Source organism: Streptomyces sp. HNM0574 (assembly GCF_012726235.1).
Classification (GTDB): Bacteria; Actinomycetota; Actinomycetes; order Streptomycetales; family Streptomycetaceae; genus Streptomyces.
Genome location: NZ_JAASAH010000001.1, coordinates 485011 through 505449 on the forward strand (window position 1 = coordinate 485011; position 20439 = coordinate 505449).

At 74.2% G+C, this 20439-nt stretch carries 15 protein-coding genes and 3 pseudogenes; 10 read left to right on the forward strand and 8 right to left on the reverse strand.

Annotated features, from left to right (window positions below; translation table 11 throughout):
* The first annotated feature begins 86 nt into the window (after window positions 1–86).
* From HCC30_RS01995 to HCC30_RS02010, 4 genes are read left to right on the forward strand one after another with little or no spacing between them, the layout of a single operon-like run.
* A complete protein-coding gene (locus HCC30_RS01995) occupies window positions 87–1469 on the forward strand; it encodes a sugar ABC transporter substrate-binding protein (protein WP_169440187.1) in 1383 nt (460 codons plus the stop codon).
* Window positions 1466–2425 (forward strand): sugar ABC transporter permease, encoded by a 960-nt coding sequence (locus HCC30_RS02000; protein ID WP_169440188.1) that lies wholly within the window; start codon window positions 1466–1468, stop codon window positions 2423–2425. Before HCC30_RS01995 ends, HCC30_RS02000 begins: the two co-directional genes overlap by 4 nt.
* Entirely contained in the window at window positions 2422–3276 is an 855-nt protein-coding gene (locus tag HCC30_RS02005; RefSeq protein WP_169440189.1) for a carbohydrate ABC transporter permease, read from the forward strand. The genes HCC30_RS02000 and HCC30_RS02005 overlap by 4 nt, the downstream gene beginning before the upstream one ends.
* Window positions 3273–4271 carry a zinc-dependent alcohol dehydrogenase family protein gene (locus tag HCC30_RS02010; RefSeq protein WP_169440190.1) on the forward strand — a complete coding sequence of 333 codons (999 nt, stop codon included), beginning with the start codon at window positions 3273–3275 and terminating at the stop codon, window positions 4269–4271. The genes HCC30_RS02005 and HCC30_RS02010 overlap by 4 nt, the downstream gene beginning before the upstream one ends.
* A gap of 21 nt (window positions 4272–4292) precedes the next feature.
* Here HCC30_RS02010 and HCC30_RS02015 read toward each other — a convergent pair whose 3' ends face one another.
* Window positions 4293–4967 (reverse strand): DUF1326 domain-containing protein, encoded by a 675-nt coding sequence (locus HCC30_RS02015; RefSeq protein WP_169440191.1) that lies wholly within the window; start codon window positions 4965–4967, stop codon window positions 4293–4295.
* Between the two features lie 249 nt (window positions 4968–5216).
* Between HCC30_RS02015 and HCC30_RS02020 the strand changes: the two genes are divergently transcribed.
* On the forward strand, window positions 5217–6041 hold the full coding sequence (locus HCC30_RS02020) for a DUF2182 domain-containing protein (RefSeq protein ID WP_346776453.1): 825 nt from the start codon (window positions 5217–5219) through the stop codon (window positions 6039–6041).
* 69 nt (window positions 6042–6110) lie between these two features.
* A pseudogene (locus HCC30_RS02025) lies at window positions 6111–7034 on the forward strand (NADP-dependent oxidoreductase).
* Window positions 7035–7087: 53 nt separating this feature from the next.
* On the opposite strand, the gene HCC30_RS02030 reads toward HCC30_RS02025, so the two are convergent.
* From HCC30_RS02030 to HCC30_RS02050, 5 genes and pseudogenes are all read right to left on the reverse strand, one after another.
* The gene (locus HCC30_RS02030) at window positions 7088–7444 is read right to left on the reverse strand and encodes a VOC family protein (RefSeq protein WP_169440192.1); all 357 of its coding nucleotides are present in this window, start codon (window positions 7442–7444) and stop codon (window positions 7088–7090) included.
* Window positions 7445–7477: 33 nt separating this feature from the next.
* Window positions 7478–7843 (reverse strand): annotated as a pseudogene (locus HCC30_RS02035) (SAM-dependent methyltransferase); the annotation flags it as partial.
* Between the two features lie 280 nt (window positions 7844–8123).
* Complete coding sequence (locus HCC30_RS02040; RefSeq protein WP_169440193.1) at window positions 8124–9599, reverse strand: MFS transporter; 1476 nt, start codon at window positions 9597–9599, stop codon at window positions 8124–8126.
* Between the two features lie 985 nt (window positions 9600–10584).
* Window positions 10585–10950, reverse strand: a pseudogene (locus tag HCC30_RS02045) (class I SAM-dependent methyltransferase); the annotation flags it as partial.
* 81 nt (window positions 10951–11031) lie between these two features.
* Window positions 11032–12558, reverse strand: a complete 1527-nt coding sequence (locus HCC30_RS02050; RefSeq protein WP_346776454.1) for a phosphatase PAP2 family protein — start codon at window positions 12556–12558, stop codon at window positions 11032–11034.
* Window positions 12559–12731: 173 nt separating this feature from the next.
* Between HCC30_RS02050 and HCC30_RS02055 the strand changes: the two genes are divergently transcribed.
* Together HCC30_RS02055 and HCC30_RS02060 are read left to right on the forward strand one after the other, a co-directional pair.
* Window positions 12732–13241 carry a DUF402 domain-containing protein gene (locus HCC30_RS02055; protein ID WP_169440194.1) on the forward strand — a complete coding sequence of 170 codons (510 nt, stop codon included), beginning with the start codon at window positions 12732–12734 and terminating at the stop codon, window positions 13239–13241.
* 67 nt (window positions 13242–13308) lie between these two features.
* Entirely contained in the window at window positions 13309–14484 is a 1176-nt protein-coding gene (locus HCC30_RS02060; protein ID WP_169440195.1) for an aminotransferase class I/II-fold pyridoxal phosphate-dependent enzyme, read from the forward strand.
* A gap of 279 nt (window positions 14485–14763) precedes the next feature.
* Here the strand turns inward: HCC30_RS02060 and HCC30_RS02065 are convergent, their stop codons facing one another.
* Both HCC30_RS02065 and HCC30_RS02070 read right to left on the reverse strand, forming a co-directional pair.
* Window positions 14764–15402, reverse strand: coding sequence for a VTT domain-containing protein (locus tag HCC30_RS02065; protein ID WP_346776475.1), 639 nt, complete (start codon window positions 15400–15402; stop codon window positions 14764–14766).
* A 17-nt stretch (window positions 15403–15419) separates the two neighbouring features.
* Entirely contained in the window at window positions 15420–16211 is a 792-nt protein-coding gene (locus tag HCC30_RS02070; protein ID WP_169440197.1) for an MBL fold metallo-hydrolase, read from the reverse strand.
* Window positions 16212–16389: 178 nt separating this feature from the next.
* Here HCC30_RS02070 and HCC30_RS02075 point away from each other — a divergent pair, with 178 nt between their 5' ends.
* Both HCC30_RS02075 and HCC30_RS02080 read left to right on the forward strand, forming a co-directional pair.
* Window positions 16390–18507, forward strand: a complete 2118-nt coding sequence (locus HCC30_RS02075) for an alkaline phosphatase family protein (RefSeq protein ID WP_240979299.1) — start codon at window positions 16390–16392, stop codon at window positions 18505–18507.
* A gap of 365 nt (window positions 18508–18872) precedes the next feature.
* A complete protein-coding gene (locus HCC30_RS02080) occupies window positions 18873–20312 on the forward strand; it encodes an amino acid permease (RefSeq protein WP_169440199.1) in 1440 nt (479 codons plus the stop codon).
* Window positions 20313–20439 lie beyond the last annotated feature (127 nt).

Genomic DNA, 20439 nt, shown 5'->3' on the forward strand with positions numbered 1-20439 from the left:
GACGCGGCCCGTCCGCCACGCCGCGCCCCCGCGCGCCCCGGCATGCCCGATACGCACCGCTTGTCCCTACCCGACCTGGAGAGTTCATGGGCAGTCACCATCGGCCCCGCGCGTACCGGAGGGTGCGCACGGCCGTCGGCGTCCTCGCGGCGAGCGCGCTGCTGGCCTCGTGCGCGGGCGCCGGGGGCACCGGCGCGGACGACGACACCCTCAACGTCCTCATGGTCAACAACCCGCAGATGCAGGAGCTGCGGAAGCTCACCGCCGAGCACTTCACCGCGGAGACCGGCGTCAAGGTCAACTTCACGGTGCTGCCGGAGAACGACGTACGGGACAAGCTCAGCCAGGACTTCGCCAACCAGGCCGGACAGTACGACGTCGCCACGCTCAGCAACTACGAGACGCCGATCTACGCCAGGAACGGCTGGCTCCGCTCGCTCACCCCGTACGCGGAGGCCGACGAGGACTTCGACCAGGAGGACGTCCTGCCCTCCGTCCGCCAGTCCCTCAGCGGCCCGGACGGGGAGGTCTACGCGCAGCCCTTCTACGGGGAGTCCTCGTTCCTGATGTACCGCAAGGACGTGTTCGCGGAGAAGGGCCTGCGGATGCCCGCGCACCCCACCTGGCACCAGGTCGCGCGGCTCGCCGAGCGGGCCGACGGCGCCGAGCCCGGCATGCGCGGCATTTGCCTGCGCGGCCTCCCCGGCTGGGGCGAACTCGCGGCGCCGCTCACGTCGATGGTGAACACCTTCGGCGGCACCTGGTTCGACCACGACTGGAAGGCCCGGCTGGACGGCCCCGGTTCCGGGTTCCGCGAGGCCACCGAGTTCTACGTGAAGCTGGTCCGCGCGCACGGGCAGGCCGGAGCGGCCCAGTCCGGGTACGCGGAGTGCCTGAACAACATGACCCAGGGCAAGAGCGCCATGTGGTACGACGCCACCGCGGGCGCCGGATCGCTGGAGGCCGCGGACTCCCCGGTCAGGGGGAAGATCGGCTACGTGCCCGCTCCGGTGGAGAAGACCCGCTCGTCCGGCTGGCTCTACACCTGGGCCTGGGGGTTGCAGAAGTCCTCCGAAAAGCCGGACAAGGCATGGGAGTTCATCTCCTGGGCGTCCGGCAAGGAGTACGAGCGGCTGGTCGGCGAGGAGTCCGGCTGGGCCGACGTGCCCGCGGGCAAACGCGCCTCCACCTACCGCATCCCCGAGTACCGGCGGGCCGCCGGCGCGTTCAGCGAGGTCACCCGCGAGGCGATCGTCCGCGCCGACCCGCGTGACCCGGGCGTCCAGCGGCGGCCCGCGCCCGGCGTCCAGTTCGTCGGCATCCCCGAGTTCCCCGACCTCGGCACCAAGGTCACCCAGGAGATCAGCTCCGCCATCGCGGGCCGCCGGTCCACCGACGAGGCGCTGCGCAACGCGCAGCGGCTGGCCGAGGTCGTCGCCCGCGACTACGAGGGGCGGGAGGCCCAGTGACCACCACAGCGACGCGTACCCTTCCGGCAACCGCCGGCCCGCGCCCCCGCAGGGGCGGGCCACCGGACCGGCTGCGCGCCTGGGCCGCGCGCGGGCCCCTGCTGCCCGCGCTGGTCTTCCTGATCCTGGTGACCCAACTCCCGTTCGTGGCCACGCTGGTGATCTCCCTCTTCGAGTGGAACGCCTTCTATCCGGACGAGCGCACCTTCGGCGGACTCGCCAACTACCAGCAGGTGCTGACCGAACCGGCGCTCCGCGACGCGGTGCTCACCACGATCCTGCTGACCGTCACCGTGGTCCTGGTCAGCCTGCTGCTCGGGCTCGGCCTGGCGCTGCTGCTGGACCGGAGCTTCCGCGGCCGCGGCCTCGTCCGCACCCTGCTCATCGCCCCGTTCCTGGTGGTGCCGGTCGCGGCGGCGCTGCTGTGGAAGCACGTGCTGTACAACCCCGAGTACGGGCTCTTCAACGGGCTGCTCACCTGGCTGTCCGGCGGCACCCCGGGGGACGCGCCGCAGCCGGACTGGGTGGCCGAGATGCCGCTCGGCGCGGTCGAGGCGTCCCTGGTGTGGCAGTGGACGCCGTTCATGATGCTGATCCTGCTGGCCGGGCTCCAGTCCCGCCCGGCGGACGCGATCGAGGCCGCCCGCATCGACGGCGCCGGCCCCTGGCAGATCTTCCGCTACCTCACGCTGCCGCACCTGCGCCGCTACCTGGAACTCGGGGCGCTGCTCGGCTCGGTGCACATCGTGCAGAACTTCGACGCGGTGTTCACCCTGACCTCGGGCGGCCTCGGCACCGCCAACCTGCCGTACACCATCTACCAGACCTTCTACCAGGGGCACGAGTACGGACGGGCCTCGGCCGCCGGTGTGCTGGTGGTCATCGGCTCCCTGATCATCGCCACGTTCGCGCTGCGCGTGGTCTCGTCCCTGTTCAGCGAGGAGTCCCGCGGATGACCGCCCCCGCACTCGCGCGTCCCCGGCGCCCCCGTACCGCGCACACCCTGCTCGGGCTGCTCGCCTGGCTGTGCGCGCTGGTCTTCTTCCTCCCGCTCGCCTGGATGGCGCTGACCTCGCTGCACTCCGAACCGGACGCCGCCACCAACCCGCCGTCCCTCACCGCGCCGCTCACCCTCGACGGCTACCGCGAGTTCTTCGGCACCGGGGGCGGCGCGAGCCCGTGGCCGCCGCTGGCCAACTCGCTGACGGCGTCGGTCTGTTCGACCCTGCTCGTCCTCCTCCTCGCGCTGCCCGCCGCGTACGCGCTGTCGCTGCGGCCGGTGCGGAAGTGGCGGGACGTGCTGTTCTTCTTCCTCTCCACCAAGATGCTGCCGGTGGTCGCCGGGCTGCTGCCGGTCTACCTCTTCGCGCAGCGGGTGGGGCTGCTGGACAACGTGTGGCTGCTCGTCGTCCTCTACACCTCGATGAACCTGCCGATCGCGGTGTGGATGATGCAGTCCTTCCTGGCCGAGGTGCCCGTCGCGCTGATCGAGGCGGCCAAGGTGGACGGGGCGCGGCTGCCCGCGGTCCTGCTGCGGGTCGTCGCGCCGGTCGCCGCGCCCGGCATCGCCGCGACGTCCCTGATCTGCTTCATCTTCAGCTGGAACGAGCTGCTGTTCGCCCGGGTGCTCACCGGTGTGGTCGCCGAGACCGCGCCGGTCTTCCTCACCGGCTTCATCACCAGCCAGGGCCTGTTCCTGGCCAAGGTGTGCGCCGCGTCCCTCGTGATCTCCCTGCCGGTGCTCGCCGCGGGGTTCGCCGCCCAGGACAAGCTGGTCCAGGGCCTGTCGCTAGGAGCTGTCAAATGAAGGCCGCACTCGTCGAATCCGTCGGCAAGGTGTCCCTGACGACCGTGCCCGACCCCGCGCCCGGGCCCCGCGACGTGGTCGTCGAGGTGGCGGCCTGCGGGCTGTGCGGCACCGATCTGCACATCGCGCAGGGCGAGTTCGCGCCCACGCTGCCGGTGGTACCCGGGCACGAGTTCGCCGGGAAGGTCGTCGCGCTGGGCCGTGAGGCCGTCGAGGATTCCGGGCTCCGCGAGGGCGACCGGGTCGCCGTCGACCCCTCGCTCTACTGCTACGAGTGCCGCTACTGCCGCACCGGGCACAACAACCTCTGCGACCGCTGGGCCGCGATCGGTGTGACCCGCGCGGGCGGCGCCGCCGAGTACGCCGTCGCGCCCGCGGCGAACTGCGTACCGCTGCCCGAGCACGTGCGCACCCAGGACGCGGCGCTCATCGAGCCGCTGTCCTGCGCCGTGCGCGGCTACGACGTGCTCAGGTCGCAGCTCGGCTCGCACGTGCTGATCTACGGCTCCGGCACGATGGGCCTGATGATGCTGGAGCTGGCCAAGCGCACCGGCGCCGCCTCCGTCGACGTCCTCGACCTCAACCCCGAACGCCTCGCCACCGCCCGGCAGTTGGGCTGCTCGGCCGCCGCCGCGCACGCGGACGAGCTGGACCGCCCGCAGGGCTGGGACCTCGTCGTCGACGCGACCGGCAACGCCGCCGCCATCCAGGACGGCCTGGGCCGCGTCGCCAAGGCCGGGACCTTCCTCCAGTTCGGGGTCTCCGACTACGCGACGACCGCGACCATCGAGCCGTACCGGATCTACAACCAGGAGATCACCATCACCGGTTCGATGGCCGTCCTGCACAGCTACGAACGCGCCGCCGAACTCTTCGCCGCGGGCGTCCTCGACCCGGCCGTCCTCATCTCCGACCGGCTCCCGCTCGACGACTACCCGCGCGCCCTCGACCGGTTCGCGCAGGGCCGGGGCCGGAAGATCGTCGTGGTGCCGTGAGGGTCCCCGGCGCGGGCGTCGTCAGCCGCCGTCCGGGCCGCTCCAGTCGAAGGTGATGTGCTTGCTGGAGCGTCCCTCGCGGCTCCAGGAGAAGCCGAAGGCGCTCGCGTGGTCACGGGTGGCCCGGCCCCAGGTCGCCACCTGTCCGGGACCCGTCTCCGAACCCGGCAGGTTCACCGTCCTGACCCGGGCGCCCTCGGGCGTGGTCGGCCCGGTCAGCGCCTCTGCACGCGCCTCGACCCGGCCGGGGACGACGGCGCTCCAGCCGCTCATGTCCTCGGCCACCTCGATCGTGACCGGCGCGAACTCCATACCGGTCGTCTCCCCGTTCATCATCGCGACCATCTCGGCCGGCCAACTGCCCGCCTGCCCACCGAAGATCATCTGCAGGGCCTCGCGCTGCGCGTCGTCGGCACGCTCGTCCACGAAGACCGCGACCCGGGTGTCCGAGTGCTCGGCCCAGATGTTGCCGGTGAACGCGCCCAGCATCACGACGTTGAGCCCGTCCAGCCGGACGTCGCCGTAGCTGCCCGCGCGGACGTGCCAGGCGAGCACCCCCTCGCAGTCCCCGTACGTGGGCGGCTGCGCGAAGGAACAGGGGCAGGGGATCGCGCACTTGCACGTGTCGAACCAGTCGCCCTCGACGTGCCAGCGGGGAACGGCGGGCGCGCCCGCCCGCTCGGTCGTCTCCACCATCTCGGACACCTCCGTACCTCTCCGCGGCCGGGCGGGTGTCGCACGGTGCGGCGGCGGGGCCCCGGCGCGCGGCGCAGCGTCGTCGCGCGCGAGGGGCCGGGAGGCATCGCCGAGAAGCGCTCGGTCGTCCTCGGGCTCTCCTTACATGGTGCATCCGGCCCGGTCCCGCCGCACCGCGCGGGCTCGTGCCCGGTGTGCTGTGCTGGGAGAGCCGCGCCCGAACGCCGGTGAATCCCCGGGAGGAACACCGTGTGCAGCGCCCGGAGCACCCGCGAACCGCCGCTCCGCAGCGGGAACCTGCTCCCGGTCCGGGCCCTGGTCCCGGCCTGGACGCTGCTGCTGCTGATCGCCCTGCTCGCCTGGCTGCTGACGCTCGGGCAGATGCGCGGCATGGGCGTCGAGCCGGGCACGATGGGGCTGGGCCCCGGCCTGTTCCTGCTGCTGTGGCTCGCCATGACGGCCGCGATGATGCTGCCGTCCATGGCCCCGGTGACGATCACCTGGGCGCGGGGCATCGGCCGCCGCTCCTCGGGCGGCGTCCGGGCGGCCAGGATGGCCGGGTTCACCGCGGGCTACCTGCTGGTGTGGACGGCCTTCGGGCTGCTCGCCTACGCCGGGCTGGCGTGGACGGGGGAGCTGGTCGCGGACCGTCCCGGCGCCGGACGCTGGATCGCGGCGGCCGCGTTCGCGGTGGCGGGCGCGCAGCAGCTCGGCCCGCTGAAGAACGTCTGCCTGCGCCACTGCCGCAGCCCCATGGGCCAGTTGGCCCGCTACGCGCGCTACCGCCCCCTGCTGCGTGACCTGCGGGTGGGCGCGAGTCACGGGCTGTACTGCCTCGGCTGCTGCTGGGGGCTGATGCTCGTGCTGATCCCGCTGGGCGTGATGAACGTCCCGGCGATGGCCGGAGTCGCCGCGGTGATCTTCGTGGAGAAACTCTGGCGGCTGGGGCAGGTGTTCTCCACCGTCGTCGGCCTCGTCCTGCTGGTGTGCGCGGTGCTGGCGCCGCTGCCGCCGTTCCAGGACTGGCTGCTGCCGGGCCTCCAGAACGCGCCGATGCCGATGCCGGGCCACTGACGGCGCCCGCGCCACCCGTGTGGTCGACGCGGGCGGAATCTTCCCGGCGCGTGCCCCGTTGTGCGGCGCATGAAGGCAATCGCACAGCAGGAATACGGCGGTCCGGACGCGCTCCAGCTCAGGGAGCTCCCGGACCCGAAGACCGCACCCGGCGAGGTCCGCATCCGGGTCCGCGCCGCCGGGATCAACCCCGTCGACTGGAAGCTCGGCGCCGGATATCTGGACGCGGTCATGGAGACCCACTTCCCCCTCGTCCCCGGCTGGGACGTGGCCGGGGTCGTCGAGTCGACGGGCTTCGACGTCAGCGAGTTCGCCGTCGGCGACGAGGTCATCGGCTACGTCCGCAAGGACCAGGCCCAGCACGGCGCCTACGCCGAACTGGTCTCCGCGAGCGTCCGGATGCTCGCCCGCAAGCCCGCCGCGCTCGGCTGGGAGGAGGCCGCAGGGCTGCCGCTGGCCGGGCTCACCGCGTACCAGTCGCTGCAGCGCGTCGGGGTGGGCGAGGGCGACACCGTCCTCATCCACGCGGCGGCCGGCGGTGTCGGCTCGCTCGGCGTCCAGATCGCGGTGGCGCTCGGCGCCCGCGTCATCGGCACCGCGGGCGAACGCAACCACGACTTCCTGCGCGGCCTCGGCGCCGAGCCCGTCGTGTAGGGGGACGGGCTCGCCGACCGGGTCCGCGCGCTGGTCCCCGAGGGCGTGGACGCGGCGCTCGACTTCCACGGTGAGGGCGAGGCCGAGCTCTCCCTCGGCCTGCTGAAGGACCGCGGCCGCCTGGTGTCCATCGCCGACCCGGCAGCGGCCGGACTCGGCGGCCACTACCTGTGGGTCCGCCCCGACGCGGCCGACCTCACGGCCCTGGCCGGGCTCGCGGACGCGGGCAAGCTCTCCGTCACCGTCGAACGGGCGCTCCCGCTCGCCGAGGCGGCCGAGGCGTGGCGGCTGAACCAGTCGGGCCGCACCCGCGGCAAGATCGTGCTCACCGTGGACTGACCGCACCGGGCCGTCCGGGGCCAACCGCCCCCGGGCGGCCCGGAGTTGCTCCCTCAGGCCGGGGCGTCGCGGCGGTCGACGTACTCGAAGACCGAGCCGTCCGGATGGCGGGCCACGAGATTGCGGCCGATCGGTGTCGGCGAGGGGCCCGCGAGCACCGCCGCGCCGACGGCCTGGAGATCGGCCACCGCCTCGTCGACGTTCTCCACGGCCAGCGTCGCCGCCACCTTCCGCAGCACCTCCATGTGCCCCTCGGGCCCGCTCAGCAGGAAGAACGGGCCGACGGCCGCGACCTGCACCGGCCCCTGCGCGAAGCGCACCGCCTCGGCCCCCGTCAGCTTCTCGTACACCGGCACGGCGGCGTCCAGGTCGTCGACACAGACGCGCAGCGAAGTCCCCAGAATGTCCATGCGGGGGAGCCTAGTTGGGCTCGTAGCCGCACGTCAGGCCCGGCAGAGGATCTCTCCGTGCGGGGCGAGGAACCAGGCGTCCGGGTGCGCCCCCCAGGTGCGCCATGCCGCCGCGATCCGCTCCAGGTCCGCCGCCGTCGCGTGCCCGGAGGCGACGGCCCGGTCCGCGTACGCCGAGGCGACCGTGCGCTCCGCCCACAGGCCGCTCCACCACTCCCGCTCCTCGGGCGAGGTGTAGAGCCAGGAGCTGGTGCTCAGGGTGACGTCGGTGAAGCCCGCCTGCCGTGCCCAGGCGTGCAGCCGCCGTCCGGCGTCCGGTTCGCCGCCGTTGGCGCGGGCGACGCGGCGGTAGAGGCCGAGCCAGTCGTCCAGTCCCGGCACGGTGGGGTACCAGATCATGCGTGTCCGGTGCAGTTGCAGGCTGCACCGCCGGGTGGGGGTGACCAGCGCGGCGAAGAGTATGTCTTCAGGGCGTGCGCCGATGTTGTGAAGTCCTGCCTGGCGTTTTCGACGGGCAGCGGTTCGGCCCGGCTGCCCCACCGCTCCCGTACCCGCAGGTGTCCGCGGGGTCGGGCTGTGGTCGTGGTCGTGAGGCTCCCACCTCGTGGTTGCACGAGGTGTATAGGGAAAGGACGAGGCGGCGGCACCGGGCCGGGTACCGCCGCCCCGGGGAACTCGTCTATTCGGTCTGGCTGTTCGGGTGCTTGGGCAGGCACAACATCAGGGCCCACATCAGAGCGAGGAGGCTGCCGACCCACCACAGCACGGTGACGAACGCGTCGCGGTTGAGTGCGGCGTCAGGTGAGCCGTTGGTGGTGGCGAAGAACACCAGGGCGGTCAGCGCGGTGCCCAGCGCGATGCCCAGGTGCATGACGGTGTTGAACAGGCCCGATGCCGATCCGGCGTCCTCGTGCGGGACCCTGGCCAGCGACATGTCGGCGAGCGGTCCGCCGACCATGCCGAGGCCGAAACCGATCAGTACCACCGGAGCGGTCATCGCCAGCAGAGTCAGGCCAGGAACTGCGTCGATCTGGAGCCCGTAGGCGGCCATCGCAGCGATCGTGATGAGGGCTCCGGCCTGCGGCAGGCGGCGGGCGAAGCGCCCGCCGCTCTTTGCTACGACCGTCGCACCGCCCAGCTCTCCAACGGAGAGCAGCACGAAGGCCAGAGCCGCGTGGAAGGGGCTCATGCCTAGTCCGCGCTGGAGGTAGAGCGTCCAGGTCATGAAGAACAGCCCGCACAGCAGGCCGTGCATCAGTTGCGCGGCCATGCCGCCGGAGAACTGCCGGCTCCGGAAGAGGGAAAGGGCTACGAGCGGCGCGTTGCCCTGCTTGTGCTTCTGGTGGCGCAGGAAGACACCGAGGACGAGGAGGCCCGCGGCGAGCAGGGCGAAGCACCAAAGCGGCCAGTGATGAAGATGCCCCTCGGAGAGCGGGAAGACGATAAGGACGATGGCCAGTGCGGACAGCACCATGCCGGTCAGGTCAGGGCGGTCGGCCTTCCGCGCGGTCGACTCGGGGATGAACTTGCGTCCCAGGAGGATCACGGCGAGGCCGACGGGCACGTTGACCAGGAAGATCGGCCGCCAGGACAGCCCGAACAGATCCGCCTCGGTCAGCAGACCGCCCATCACCGGGCCGAGAACATTGGCCAGCGACATGACGGCCCCGTACAGGCCGAAGACTTTGCTGCGATTCTGGCCCTCGAAGGTGACATGGAGTGTGGCCAAGATCTGCGGGATCATCACGGCCGCTCCCAGGCCCTGGAGCCCGCGGGCGCCGATCAGCATGCCCGGTCCGGCAGCAAGGCCGCACAGCAGCGAGGCCGTGGTGAACACGACGGTGCCGATCAGGAGGAGCCTGCGCCGGCCGTAGAGGTCGCCGAGGCGTCCGCTGGTGATCAGCCCGAGGGCGATGGGCAGTGAGTAGCCGGTGGTCAGCCACTGCACCGTGTCCGGTCCAGCGCCGGTCGACTCCTGGATCGCGGGCAGAGCGGTCAGGACGACCGACTGGTCGATCATGTCCATCAGCTCGGCGCCCAGCAGCACCAGCAAGGCGATCCAGGCCGCCAGGCCCATCTTCGACAGGCCAGGTGCTGGGTGGGTTGGGGTCTGGGTGGTGTGCTGCGGCTCGTTGTCGAGCGCGGAGGAAGACAAGACGGGAACTCCTGATCCAAAGGGGAGGGGAGCCCTGCCGGCAGCCGCACCGGGACCGGAAAACACGAAATCCCGGGGCAGACGGCAGAGCTGCACCCGGGCGAGAAAACTGCGAGGGAGGGTGACGCAACTCAGGCCAGCGCGACGTCCGCCCCCGGACACGTGCGACACAACAGCACGCGGGGAACGCGGACGACTACATGGCCTGGTTAATAGGTCGCCACCTCAAGAGCGATACAGAAGAATCAGGGAGTCCGGTCGCTGCCACCGGTACCTCGGCGCAGGAACCCATCGACGATACGACGTCCTAGGCTTCCGCTGCAAAACAGCATCCGAGGCATGACGGCTCCAGAGGGGCTTCCCCGAGCGCCGCGGACGATGTCGAGCGCCCCCTGCTCGCGCTGCCGGGCCAGACTCGGCTCGCGCTCCGGCGCGGGCGCCAGCACCTACCACACAGGTGCCCTCCCACTTCACGTACTGAGGGTCGCGGTCTCGGGGGAGGACCGGCTTGAGGTGGCCGTGGAAGAGGAGGGTTCGGCCCTGGTTCCGGCGGAGCCGGCTGAACCACGCCGCGCTCTTGTCGTGCCGGGCGAGGCGGTTGGCGGCGAGGGCGGGGAGGGTGCCGCGGACGCGGCCGGGTGTGCAAGTGGTCAGGGGTCGGCTGGGTGGGCGCCAGGAGTCGGCGAGGGCCCAGTGGGCGATGGCGTCGCCGCTGCGGTCGGGCGGGTTGTAGGGGTAGGTGACGCGGCCTGCGACCTCCGTGAGGAACCGGGCCTGCTCGGCTTCGGTGCCTCCGGCCAGCCGTCGCCAGTAGGGCGAGGCGATCAGCGGGGCGAGGGGCCCGCAGAACCACCCGGCAGCACCTCTAACGCCGACCACGCTCGCCAACCCCACCCTCACCGCAAGGTACGACTTCAACCCGCAAGATCCTCCGCAGAGTGTCGCTTCAATCCGCAGCCTTCGAAGTCACAGGACACATGCCGCCGTAGTCGCCGTCCCGGACGGCGACGGTGCCGCCCGGCGCGCACACCCGCCGCATCTCGCGCAGCGCGGCCACCGGATCGCCCACGTGCTGGAGCGTCTGGTGGGCGTGGACGACGGTGAAGCTGTCGTCGGGGTACGCGAGCGCGTGCACGTCCGCGGTGGCGAACTCCGTGTTGCGCAGGCCGCGTTCGGCGGCGAGGGCGCGCGCCTGCGCCAGGACGCGGTCGCCGGGGCGGAGCGAACCGAGCAGGTACCCGGCCGAGTTGGCTGCGGTGCGCCAGGTGTGCGAGCGCAGCACCGAGGGGTGGTGCCCGTGCGTGTAGACGGCGGTCTCCTGCGCGGAGCTGCTTCCTGTGTCTTCCGGCATGCCGGGAGCGTACGCCCGGCGTCCGCATACTGAGCAAATATGTCTCGGGATGCGGACTCGCCGTTCTGTGCGGCCGGTTGGTCAGTCCGCGCGCGGCCGGTAGACGGCCAGCGCCTCGTGCACCTTGTCCAGCAGCAGGCTCTCCGGAGCCTCCGCCACCTCGCCGTCGTACGCCAGGTGCGTCCCCGGCGGTATCCCGTCGATCACCAGGCGGCGCAGCGACCGGGTGCTGTGCAGCGGCGACCGGTCGACGGCGCTGGTCACCGCCGCGACCAGCAGCCGGGCCCGGGCCCACCGCCCCGCCCTGACCACCCGGACGTCCAGCCGCCCGTCCGCCAGATCGTTCCGCCGCACCGGCGCGAGCCCCACCCGGTAGCTGCAGTTCCCCGCGAACAGCAGCCACAGCGGACGGCTGCTCCCGCCCAGCCCGGCCTCCACCGGGCCACTGGTGCGCAGCACGTGCAGCGCGGCGAGCACCCCGGCGGGCCAGGCCCCGATCCGGTGCGCCCACCGCTCACGGACCCGCACCAGATCGGGGTAGGCGCCCAGGCTGAAGGTGTTGAGGAAGTAGCCGGTCCGGGCCCCGTCCGCCCCGGAGCGCGGCGTGAAACGCCCCAGGTCGACGCCGACGGCGTGCCCCGCCTCCACCGCGCGGCACATGTCCCCGACGGCCTCGATGCCGAGGTCGAGCGCGAAGTGGTTGTGCGTACCGCCCGGCGCGACCGCCATCGGCACACCCGTGCGGGCCGCCACGGCCGCCGCCGCGTTCAGCGTGCCGTCGCCGCCGTACACGCCGAGCGCGCCGCCCCGTTCGGCGGCCCGCCGGGCGGCCGATTCCAACGCCCCGGTGAGCCCGCCCGCGCGCGGATCGCAGGTGACCACCTCGGCCTTCGGCAGCAGCTCGCGCAGCAGCCGCAGCGGACCCGGCTCGGTCACCTCGCTCGCCCCGCCGGCCGCCGTCGCCGGGGACTCGATGCGCGAGCCCGAGGAGACGTTCGCGACGAGGACCAGCCCCTCGCCCTCGGGCAGCGCGGGCGCGTGCGCCAACGGGCGGGCCGGGGAGGGGAGTTGGTCGCGCGTCGGCACCAGCCCGCGCACCGCCAGCGCGGCCCCGGCGCCGAGCGCAGCGCCGGCCAGCACGTCGCTCGGGTAGTGCACGCCCGTGTACACCCGGGAGAACGCCACGGAGGCGGCCAGCGGCGCCACCACCGCGCCCCAGCGCGGCGACTCCAGCGCGACGCCCGTCGCGAAGGCCGCCGCCGAGGCCGCGTGCCCGGAGGGGAACGAGGTGGTCACCGGCTGCCGCCGCAGCTGCCGGATGAGGGGCACGTCGTCCAGCACCGGGCGCGGCCTGCGCACCGACCGCTTCCCGAGGGTGTTCACCGCGGCCGAGGCCACCGCCAGCGAGGCCAGGCCCCGTACGGCGGCCCGGCGCCCGCGCGGGGTGCGGGCCGCCGCCATCGCGGCGCCGACGACGGTCCACAGCCGGGCCTTGTCCGCGCTGCGGCTGAGCGCCGGCAGCACCCGTTCCGCGCCGGGCCAGTGCCGCTCCGCGACCAGCCCGAAGACCGCCGCGTCCAGCCCGGCCGGACCCGCGGCCGGCTCCACGGGCCGCGGCCCGCCGCCCCACCGCCGCACCGCGCCGCCGAGCACCCGCCCGACCCGCTCCCTCGCGCTCCTGCCGCCTTCGCTGTTCAGGGCCTGCTCCTCTCGGTTCCGCCGGGTGCCCGGCGTACGGAAAACCGTGTGCGGACGGGGCCGCGCTTCGGCAGGCTGCCCCCATGACCGCTGCACCGAACGGCCTCACCCCCGGCACGGAGATCACCGTCACGCTGCTCAAGGCGCCGCGCCCCGACGTGCGTTACCCGGCAACCGTCGTCCGGGACGACGGCACGCACGCCGTGGTCACCGCCCCCTGGGCCGGACCGCCCGTCTCGGACTTCGGCGCGTTCCGCTTCGAACGCGGCGACGTGTTCACCGAACACTACTGGCGGGACCGATGGTTCTCGGTCAAGGAGGTGCACGCCCCCGACGGCACCCTCAAGGGCTGGTACTGCGACATGACCCGCCCCGCACGCGAGACCCCCGACGGCCTCGCCGTCGCCGACCTGGACCTCGACCTGTGGGTCTCCGCCGACCGCGCGCTCGTACTGCGCCTGGACGAGGACGAGTTCGCCGCGAGCGGCCTGGCCGAGACCGACCCCGCCGCCGCCTCCGCCGCCCGCGCGGCCCTCGACGAACTGGAGGCCCTGGCCCGCACCGAGGGCCTGGAGGGGCTGCTCGCCCGCTGACCCGGAGCCGGTCCGGCGCCGGTGTCATCGCAGGACAGCGGCATGCCCTTCTGCGAAGGTGGGCCCCATGCAGCCAGACCGGTCGGAACCGCCGCACGCGCCGGACGCCCTCGACGACGGCGCCCCGGACGCCCCCCGCGCCGCCGCCGTGCGCGCCGCCTGCGGGTACTGGCACCGGCGCGGCATGCGCACCGCCGACGAGCAGGTCGTCCTCGCCTCCGGCGCACCGCTGCTGCTCCTCGCGCTGCTCGCGGCGACCGGCGAGGACGGTGCCGCCGGGGGCGGGGGAGTGCTGCTGCCCCGGCCCGGCGCGGCCTGGCACGGCGCGCAGGCCCGGCTGCTCGGGCGGACCCTGCGGACGGTGCCCGTCCCCGCCGAAAGCGGCGGCGTGCCCGACCCGTTCGCGCTGCTGGAGACCCTCCGCCGGGCGCGGGCCGAGGGCGAGACGCCGCGGGTGCTGGTGCTGTCCGTCGCCGACGAGCCCACCGGTACGGCCGTACCGCCCGAGCTGCTGCACGAGGTGTGCGAGGTGGCGGTCGACGAGGGCCTGCTGATCGTCAGCGACGAGAGCCTGCGCGACACCTCCTTCGACCCGCACGACACCGTCGTCGTCAGCCCCGCCGAGATGCTGTGGGGCGGTCCGCACCCGGACGCGGTCGTCGTCCTGAGCGGCCTCGGCGCCGCGCTGCTGCCCGCCGGGCTGTACGCGGGCATGGCCCGCTTCCCCGCCACCCCGCACGGGCGCGAACTCGCCGCCGCCGTACGGGAGGTGCTCGACACCCTGCACACCGAACTCTCCGACCCCGTCGCCCGCGCCGCGGCCGAGGCGCTCGCGGAGCCGCCGGGCGCGCGGGAGCGGCGCGCGGCCGGGGCACGGGCGCGGGGACAGCTCGCGCGGGCGCTGCACCGCGCGTTCACCGAGGCCGACGCGGTCTGCCGGCTGCCGCACCTGGGCCGGTACGTGTACGCGGACCTGGAGGCGTCCCGGCCGCTCCTCGCGGCGCGGGGCATCGCCGACGCGGCGGCGCTGGAGGCCGAACTGGTGCGCCGCCTGGGCCCGTACGCGCTCGGCGGCCACCGCCTCGGCGACGATCCCCGCGAACTCCGCGTCTCCCTCTCCACCGACGTCCTCACCCCCCGGGCCGCGGTTCCGTCCGACCCCCTCCAGGACCCCACCGTGACCCGAGCGCTCGAATCGGTCCGCGGAACCCTGACCGCCCTCACGTCCCCGCCTGCCCCATAGGGGACGCGGGATCGCCCCGTCAGGGGCGCGGGGAACGGCGCGAACGGCCACGACGGCGGGGTGGCCCGGCGACGGCATGGAGCACCCCGCGCCGGGGCTGAGGCGCTGCGCTTGCCAGCCCTGCGCCTAAGGCGCAGTTCTCCCAAGCGGGGCGGGCCCGCGACAAGGGGCGCGGGGAACGGCGCAAAAAAGGGGCGCGGGGAACTGCGCGAATCACCACGACGTACCGGCACCGGGCCACACAGCCCCGTACCCCGAGAAGCGAAGGCGCCCCCGCCCTCAGCGGAACCGGCGCCAAACCGCCGGCCCCGCCCCGACCAGCAGCGTCAGGCCGACCGCCGCCGCCACGCCCTCCCACGGCTGCGGGAACAGGGAGCCGCCGAGGATGCCGATCAGCGCGTACGTCACGGCCCAGGCCAGGCACGCGGGCGCGTTCCCGCGGGCGAAGTCCCGCATCCGCACCCGCGCCAGCAGACAGGCCAGCATCACCGGGATGCGCCCGGCGGGCAGCAGCCGCGACAGCACCAGCACCGTGATGCCGTGATCCCGCAGCCGTACCCGCGCCTGCGCCAGCCGTTCCGGCGCCGCACGCTCCCGCAGCCGCTCCAGCCAGCGCGAACCGTTCCGCGAGCGCACGCCCCGCTGCCCGAGCCAGTACAGCGCCATGTCACCGGTGAAGGCCCCGAGCGCCGCCACCCCCAGCACCCCGGCCAGCGGCACGGCGGGCCCGGTCTGGTGCAGCGCGACCACGGCCGCGCCGCTGACCAGCGCGCCCGTCGGCACCACCGGCACCAGCGCGCCGAGCACCACGAGCAGGAACAGCGAGGGGTAGGTGACGGCCTGCTGGGCCGACTCGGGCGGCACCGCGCCGCCGCCCGCCTCCAGCGCGGCCCCGACCGCGCGGCTCAGCCCGTCCACCGCCACCGGACCGGCGCTCACCCGCGCCCCTCCAGCCGCACGCTCTCGCCGTGGTCCAGCCGGTGCACGGCGACCCCGGGCGCGGCCTTCGCGGCGAGCCGGACGAACTCGTCGCCGGGCGCGTGGAATTCGTGCGGCCGCACCGCGTCCATCCCGATCGGCCAGTACGTCCCGTAGTGCACCGGCACCGCGCTGCGCGGCCCGAGCCGGGCCAGGGCCTGTGCGGCGCCCGCCGCGTCCAGGTGCCCGTCGCCGAGGTACGGGCCCCAGCCGCCGACCGGCAGCAGCGCCACGTCGACGGGGCCGACGGCCGCGGCGAGCCCGGGGAAGAGGCCGGTGTCCCCGGCGAAGTAGGTGCGGGCCGTGCCCTCGACGACGTAGCCGAGCGCCGCCGTCCGGTGCGGGCCGACCGGCAGCCGTCGCCCGTCGTGCGCGGCGGGCACCGCGCGTACCCGTACCGAGGCGCCGTCCGGTCCTGCGACGGTCAGCTCCTCGCCGGGCGCGATCTCGGTGACGTCCAGCAGCCGGCCGAGCCGCCGCAGCGCCGGCACCGCGCGCGGGGCGCCGCCGGGGACGACGACGCGGGTGCCGGGGGCGAGCCGGGACAGCGAGCCGGTGTGCAGATGGTCGGCGTGCAGATGGGAGACGAGCACCACGTCCGCCACCGTGGCCGAGGCGGGCGGCAGCGCGCCACGGCGGCGGCGCAGATGGGCTGTCCTGCGCACCAGCAGCGGATCGGTCAGCACCGTCACGCCCGCGTCCCGCAGGGTTGTGGTGGCGTGCCCCCACCACGTCACCTCCACCGTCACGGGGTCCTCCTGCGTCGTGTGCCTGCCCGGACTGCCGAGCCTACGAGCCGGCGGCGGCCGCCGGGCGTGCGCCGGCCGGTGGAACCGCGCCCCCGGTCGCATGAAAAAGTGGACAATGACCGTTGTTGTCCGGGGTGTCAGGGCCCCGGTGACGGACGCGAGGAGGCGGTGGGTGCGACTGCGGTTTCGGCCTCCGGCGTGGCGGAACCTCGGCGCTGCCGCGCTGCGGGTCGTCGCCGTCTGGACGACGGCCACGCTCACCATGCTGCTCCTCGCCGGCCTCCTGCCCGACTTCCGGCTCCAGTCCGAGGACGGCGACAGCGCCACCCGGATCGGCGCCACGGCCGCCGTCGGCGCGGGCGCCTTCGCGCTGCTCAGCGCCGTGGTCTGGCCGGTGCTGGTGCGGGCGCTGCTGCTGGTCCCCGCGTTCGTCCCCGGCCTGCTGGTGTTCTTCCTCAACGGCTCGCTGCTGTGGATCGCCTTCACCCTCGCCCCGTACGGGCGGGGCTCGCTGCGCCCGGAGAACGCCGTCCTCGTCGCGGCCGCCATGTCCGCGGTCTCCTCGGCGACCAGCACCTTCCTCGCCGTACGGGACGACAGCGCCTACCGCCGCCGCCTCGCCCGCCTCGCGGGCCGCGACCGCCGCCGCGCGGGCGGGGACGAGGTCCCGCAGACCCCCGGCATCGTCTTCCTCCAGCTCGACGGGCTCGGGCACGAGGTGCTGCGCGAGGCGGTCACCGACCAGGACGGCACGGGCCCGCTGATGCCCGCCGTCGCGGCGCTCCGGCGCGAGAGCCACCGGCTGGCCCGCTGGCGCACCGACTGGTCCAGCCAGACCGGCGCCAGCCAGCTCGGCATCCTGCACGGCAGCAACGCGGACGTGCCCGCCTTCCGCTGGTACGAGAAGGACACCGGCGAGGTCGTCGTCAGCAACCGGCCCTCCAGTGCCGGTGAACTCCAGCGCCGCGCCACCGCCCGCGCGGCCCGCGCCGGGCGCCGCGGGCTGCTCGCCGACGGCGGCGCCAGCCGGGGCAACCTCTTCACCGGCGGCGCCTCGCAGGTCGCGCTGGTCCTGTCGGTCGCCGCGCGGCGGGGCCGGGACACCCGCTCCCGCGCCGGGTACTTCGCGTACTTCTCCGATCCGGCCAACGCCACCCGCACCGCCGTCTCCTTCGTCGCCGAGGTGGTCCGGGAGACCGTCCAGTCGCTGCGGGCCCGCTTCCGCGGCGACCGCCCGCGGGTGTCCAGGGCGGGGCTCTACCCCTTCGTGCGGGCCTTCGCCACGGTCGTCGAGCGGGACGTGGTCGTCGCCGCCGTCCTCGGCGACCTGCTCACCGGCCGCCCCGCCGTCTACGCCGACCTGGTGTCCTACGACGAGGTCGCGCACCACTCCGGGCCGCGCGGACGCGACACCCGCCAGGTGCTGCGCCGCCTGGACCGCGCGGTCGCGCTGATCGCCGACGTCGCCGAACGCGCCCCGCGCCCGTACCACCTGGTGCTGCTCTCCGACCACGGGCAGAGCCGGGGCGAGACCTTCCAGCGGGCGTACGGGCTGAGCCTGGAGGAGCTGGTCCGCGCGGGCTGCGGCCTGCCCGTGCCGCGCAGGGCCGGGCGCACCCGCAGCGGTTCCGAGGCGCGCACCGCGGCCCGCGCCGCGCTGCACCGGCCGGAGAACGGCGACGCGGAGGTCCCGCGACGGCCGTCGCGCGGCGCCGGTCCTGTGGTGCTCGGCTCGGGAAACCTGGGCCTGATCTCCTTCCCCGACGTGCCGGGCCGGATGACCCGCGAACAGCTCGACGCCCGCCACCCCGCGCTGCTCCCCGCGCTCGCCGGGCATCCCGGGGTGGGCTTCCTGCTGGTCGAGAGCGAACGGCACGGGCCCGTCGTGCTCGGCCCGGCGGGCGGCGAACACCGGCTGCGTACGGGCGAGACCATCGGGGAGGACCCGCTGGCGCCGTTCGGTCCGGGAGCCGCCGAGGCGGTGCTCCGCACCTCCGGGTTCGCCAACGTTCCCGACATCATGGTCAATTCGCGCTGCGATCCGGAGACCGGTGAGGTGCACGCCTTCGAGGAGCAGGTCGGCTCGCACGGCGGCCTCGGCGGCGAGCAGTCCGACGCGTTCCTGCTGTGGCCGCGGGTGTTCTCGCCGCCCGGCGGGCCGATCGTGGGCGCCGAGCGGCTGCACCTGGTCCTGCGCCGCTGGCTGGAGGAGTCGGCCGAGGGCTGGTTCACCCCGCCCGAGCCGGACGCCGAGCCGTTCCCCGCCTCCCGCGAACCGGCCCGGCGCGCCCGCTGACCCACCGCGTGTTCGTTATGCGTACGCGTCCGCGCGTGCGGTGCGCGCGGGGCGTCGGACGAAACGCTGTCGCGAGGGGCTCCGGGCGGATCTTTTTCACGGCCGAGGGTGCCCCCGCGAAGAAAGAACGGCGATTTTGCGGAGCCTGACCGGTATCCGAACATAGGCGCTGTTCCCGGGGCCGAGCCCCACGTGACCTGCGCGGTCGCGTCACCGCCACCGGGAACCCGCGGCGCTCCCGCACCCCTCCCCGCTCCCGGCGGACGTCCCACCGTGGCCGCTCCACGGTGGTCCGCCCGGCCGTCGCACGGCGGACGCCACTCGGTGGCAGCCGCCGTCCCCGCGTCATGAAAGGCCCGACGCCGATGTCCAGTTCCGCTCCTCCCGCACCCCCCGAGGCCACGCCCCTGGGCGACGGCCCCGCCGGGGACGCCACCGCGCCCGAGGGCGCGCGGGCCGCCGGCGGCGAAGGCTCACCGGCCCGGCGCCGCTTCGGCCTTCCCGTCGCGACGACGCTGGTCATGGGCAACATCATCGGCGGCGGCATCTTCATGCTCCCCGCCTCGGTCGCGCCGTACGGGACGATCAGCCTGGTCGCGTTCGTGGTGCTCAGCCTCGGCGCGGTCTGCCTGGCCCTGGTGTTCGGCCGGCTCGCGCGGCACAACCCCCGCACCGGCGGCCCCTACGTCTACGCCCGCGAGGCGTTCGGCGACTTCGCCGGGTTCCTCAGCGCCTGGACGTACTGGATCACCTCCTGGGTCAGCAACGCGGCGCTCGCCGTGGCCGCCGTCGGCTACCTCGGGGTGCTGCTGCCGTTCCACTCGACGACGCAGCAGATCCTCGCGGCGCTCGCGCTGATCTGGCTGACGGCGCTCTCCAACCTCGCCGGCACCCGCTTCATGGGCGCCGTGCAGGTGGTGGCCACGGTGCTGAAGTTCCTGCCGCTGGCCCTCGTCGCGGTCGGCGGTCTGTTCTTCTTCGACGCGGACAACCTGGGCCCCTTCCACGCGGGCGGCGAGAGCCCGCTCGGCAGCCTCTCGGCCGCGGCCGCGATCCTGCTCTTCAGCTACCTCGGCGTCGAGTCCGCCTCGATGAGCGCGGGCGAGGTCCGCGACCCGCGGCGGAACGTCGGACGGGCCAGCGTCCTGGGCACGCTCGGCGCCGCCGCGGTCTATCTGCTCGGCACGGTCTCGGTGTTCGGGCTCGTCTCGCACGACAAGCTCGTCGACTCCACCGCCCCGTTCTCCGACGCCGTCAACGCGATGTTCGGCGGCTCCTGGGGCGGCACCGCCATCGCCCTCGCCGCCGTGGTCTCCATGGCCGGTGCGCTGAACGGCTGGACGCTGCTGAGCGCCCAGGCCCCGTACGCGGCGGCGCAGGACGGCCTCTTCCCGAAGATCTTCGCGCGCAAGCGGCGCGGGGTGCCGACGGTCGGCGTGCTGGTCGCCGCGGTGCTCGCCTCGCTGCTGACGATCGCCAACTTCACCGGCGGCGCGAGCGGCGCGTTCAACAGCCTGGTCCTGGTCACGACGTTCACCGCGACCGTCCCGTACCTGCTGGCCACCGCCGCGCAGCTGTACTTCCTGGCCTCGGGCCGCCGCGACAAGGTCAGCGCGGGCCGGCTGGCCAGGGACGGCGTGCTGGCCGTCGCCGCCTTCGGCTTCTCCCTCTGGCTCGTCGCCGGCGCCGGCTACGAGGCGGTCTACCAGGGCGTCCTGTTCCTCTTCGCCGGCGTCCTCGTCTACGTCGGCATAGCCGCCCGCCGCGACCGCGCCGCAAGGGGCGCGGGGAACGGCGCCCTATAAGGGGCGCGGGGAACTGCGCGCTCAGCCCGCGGCGCCCGGGTGGCCCGGTGACGGCGTAACGCACCCCGTGCCGTGGCGGGCCTGCGCTTGCCGGCCCTGCGCCTGAGGCGCAGACCTCCCAAGCGGG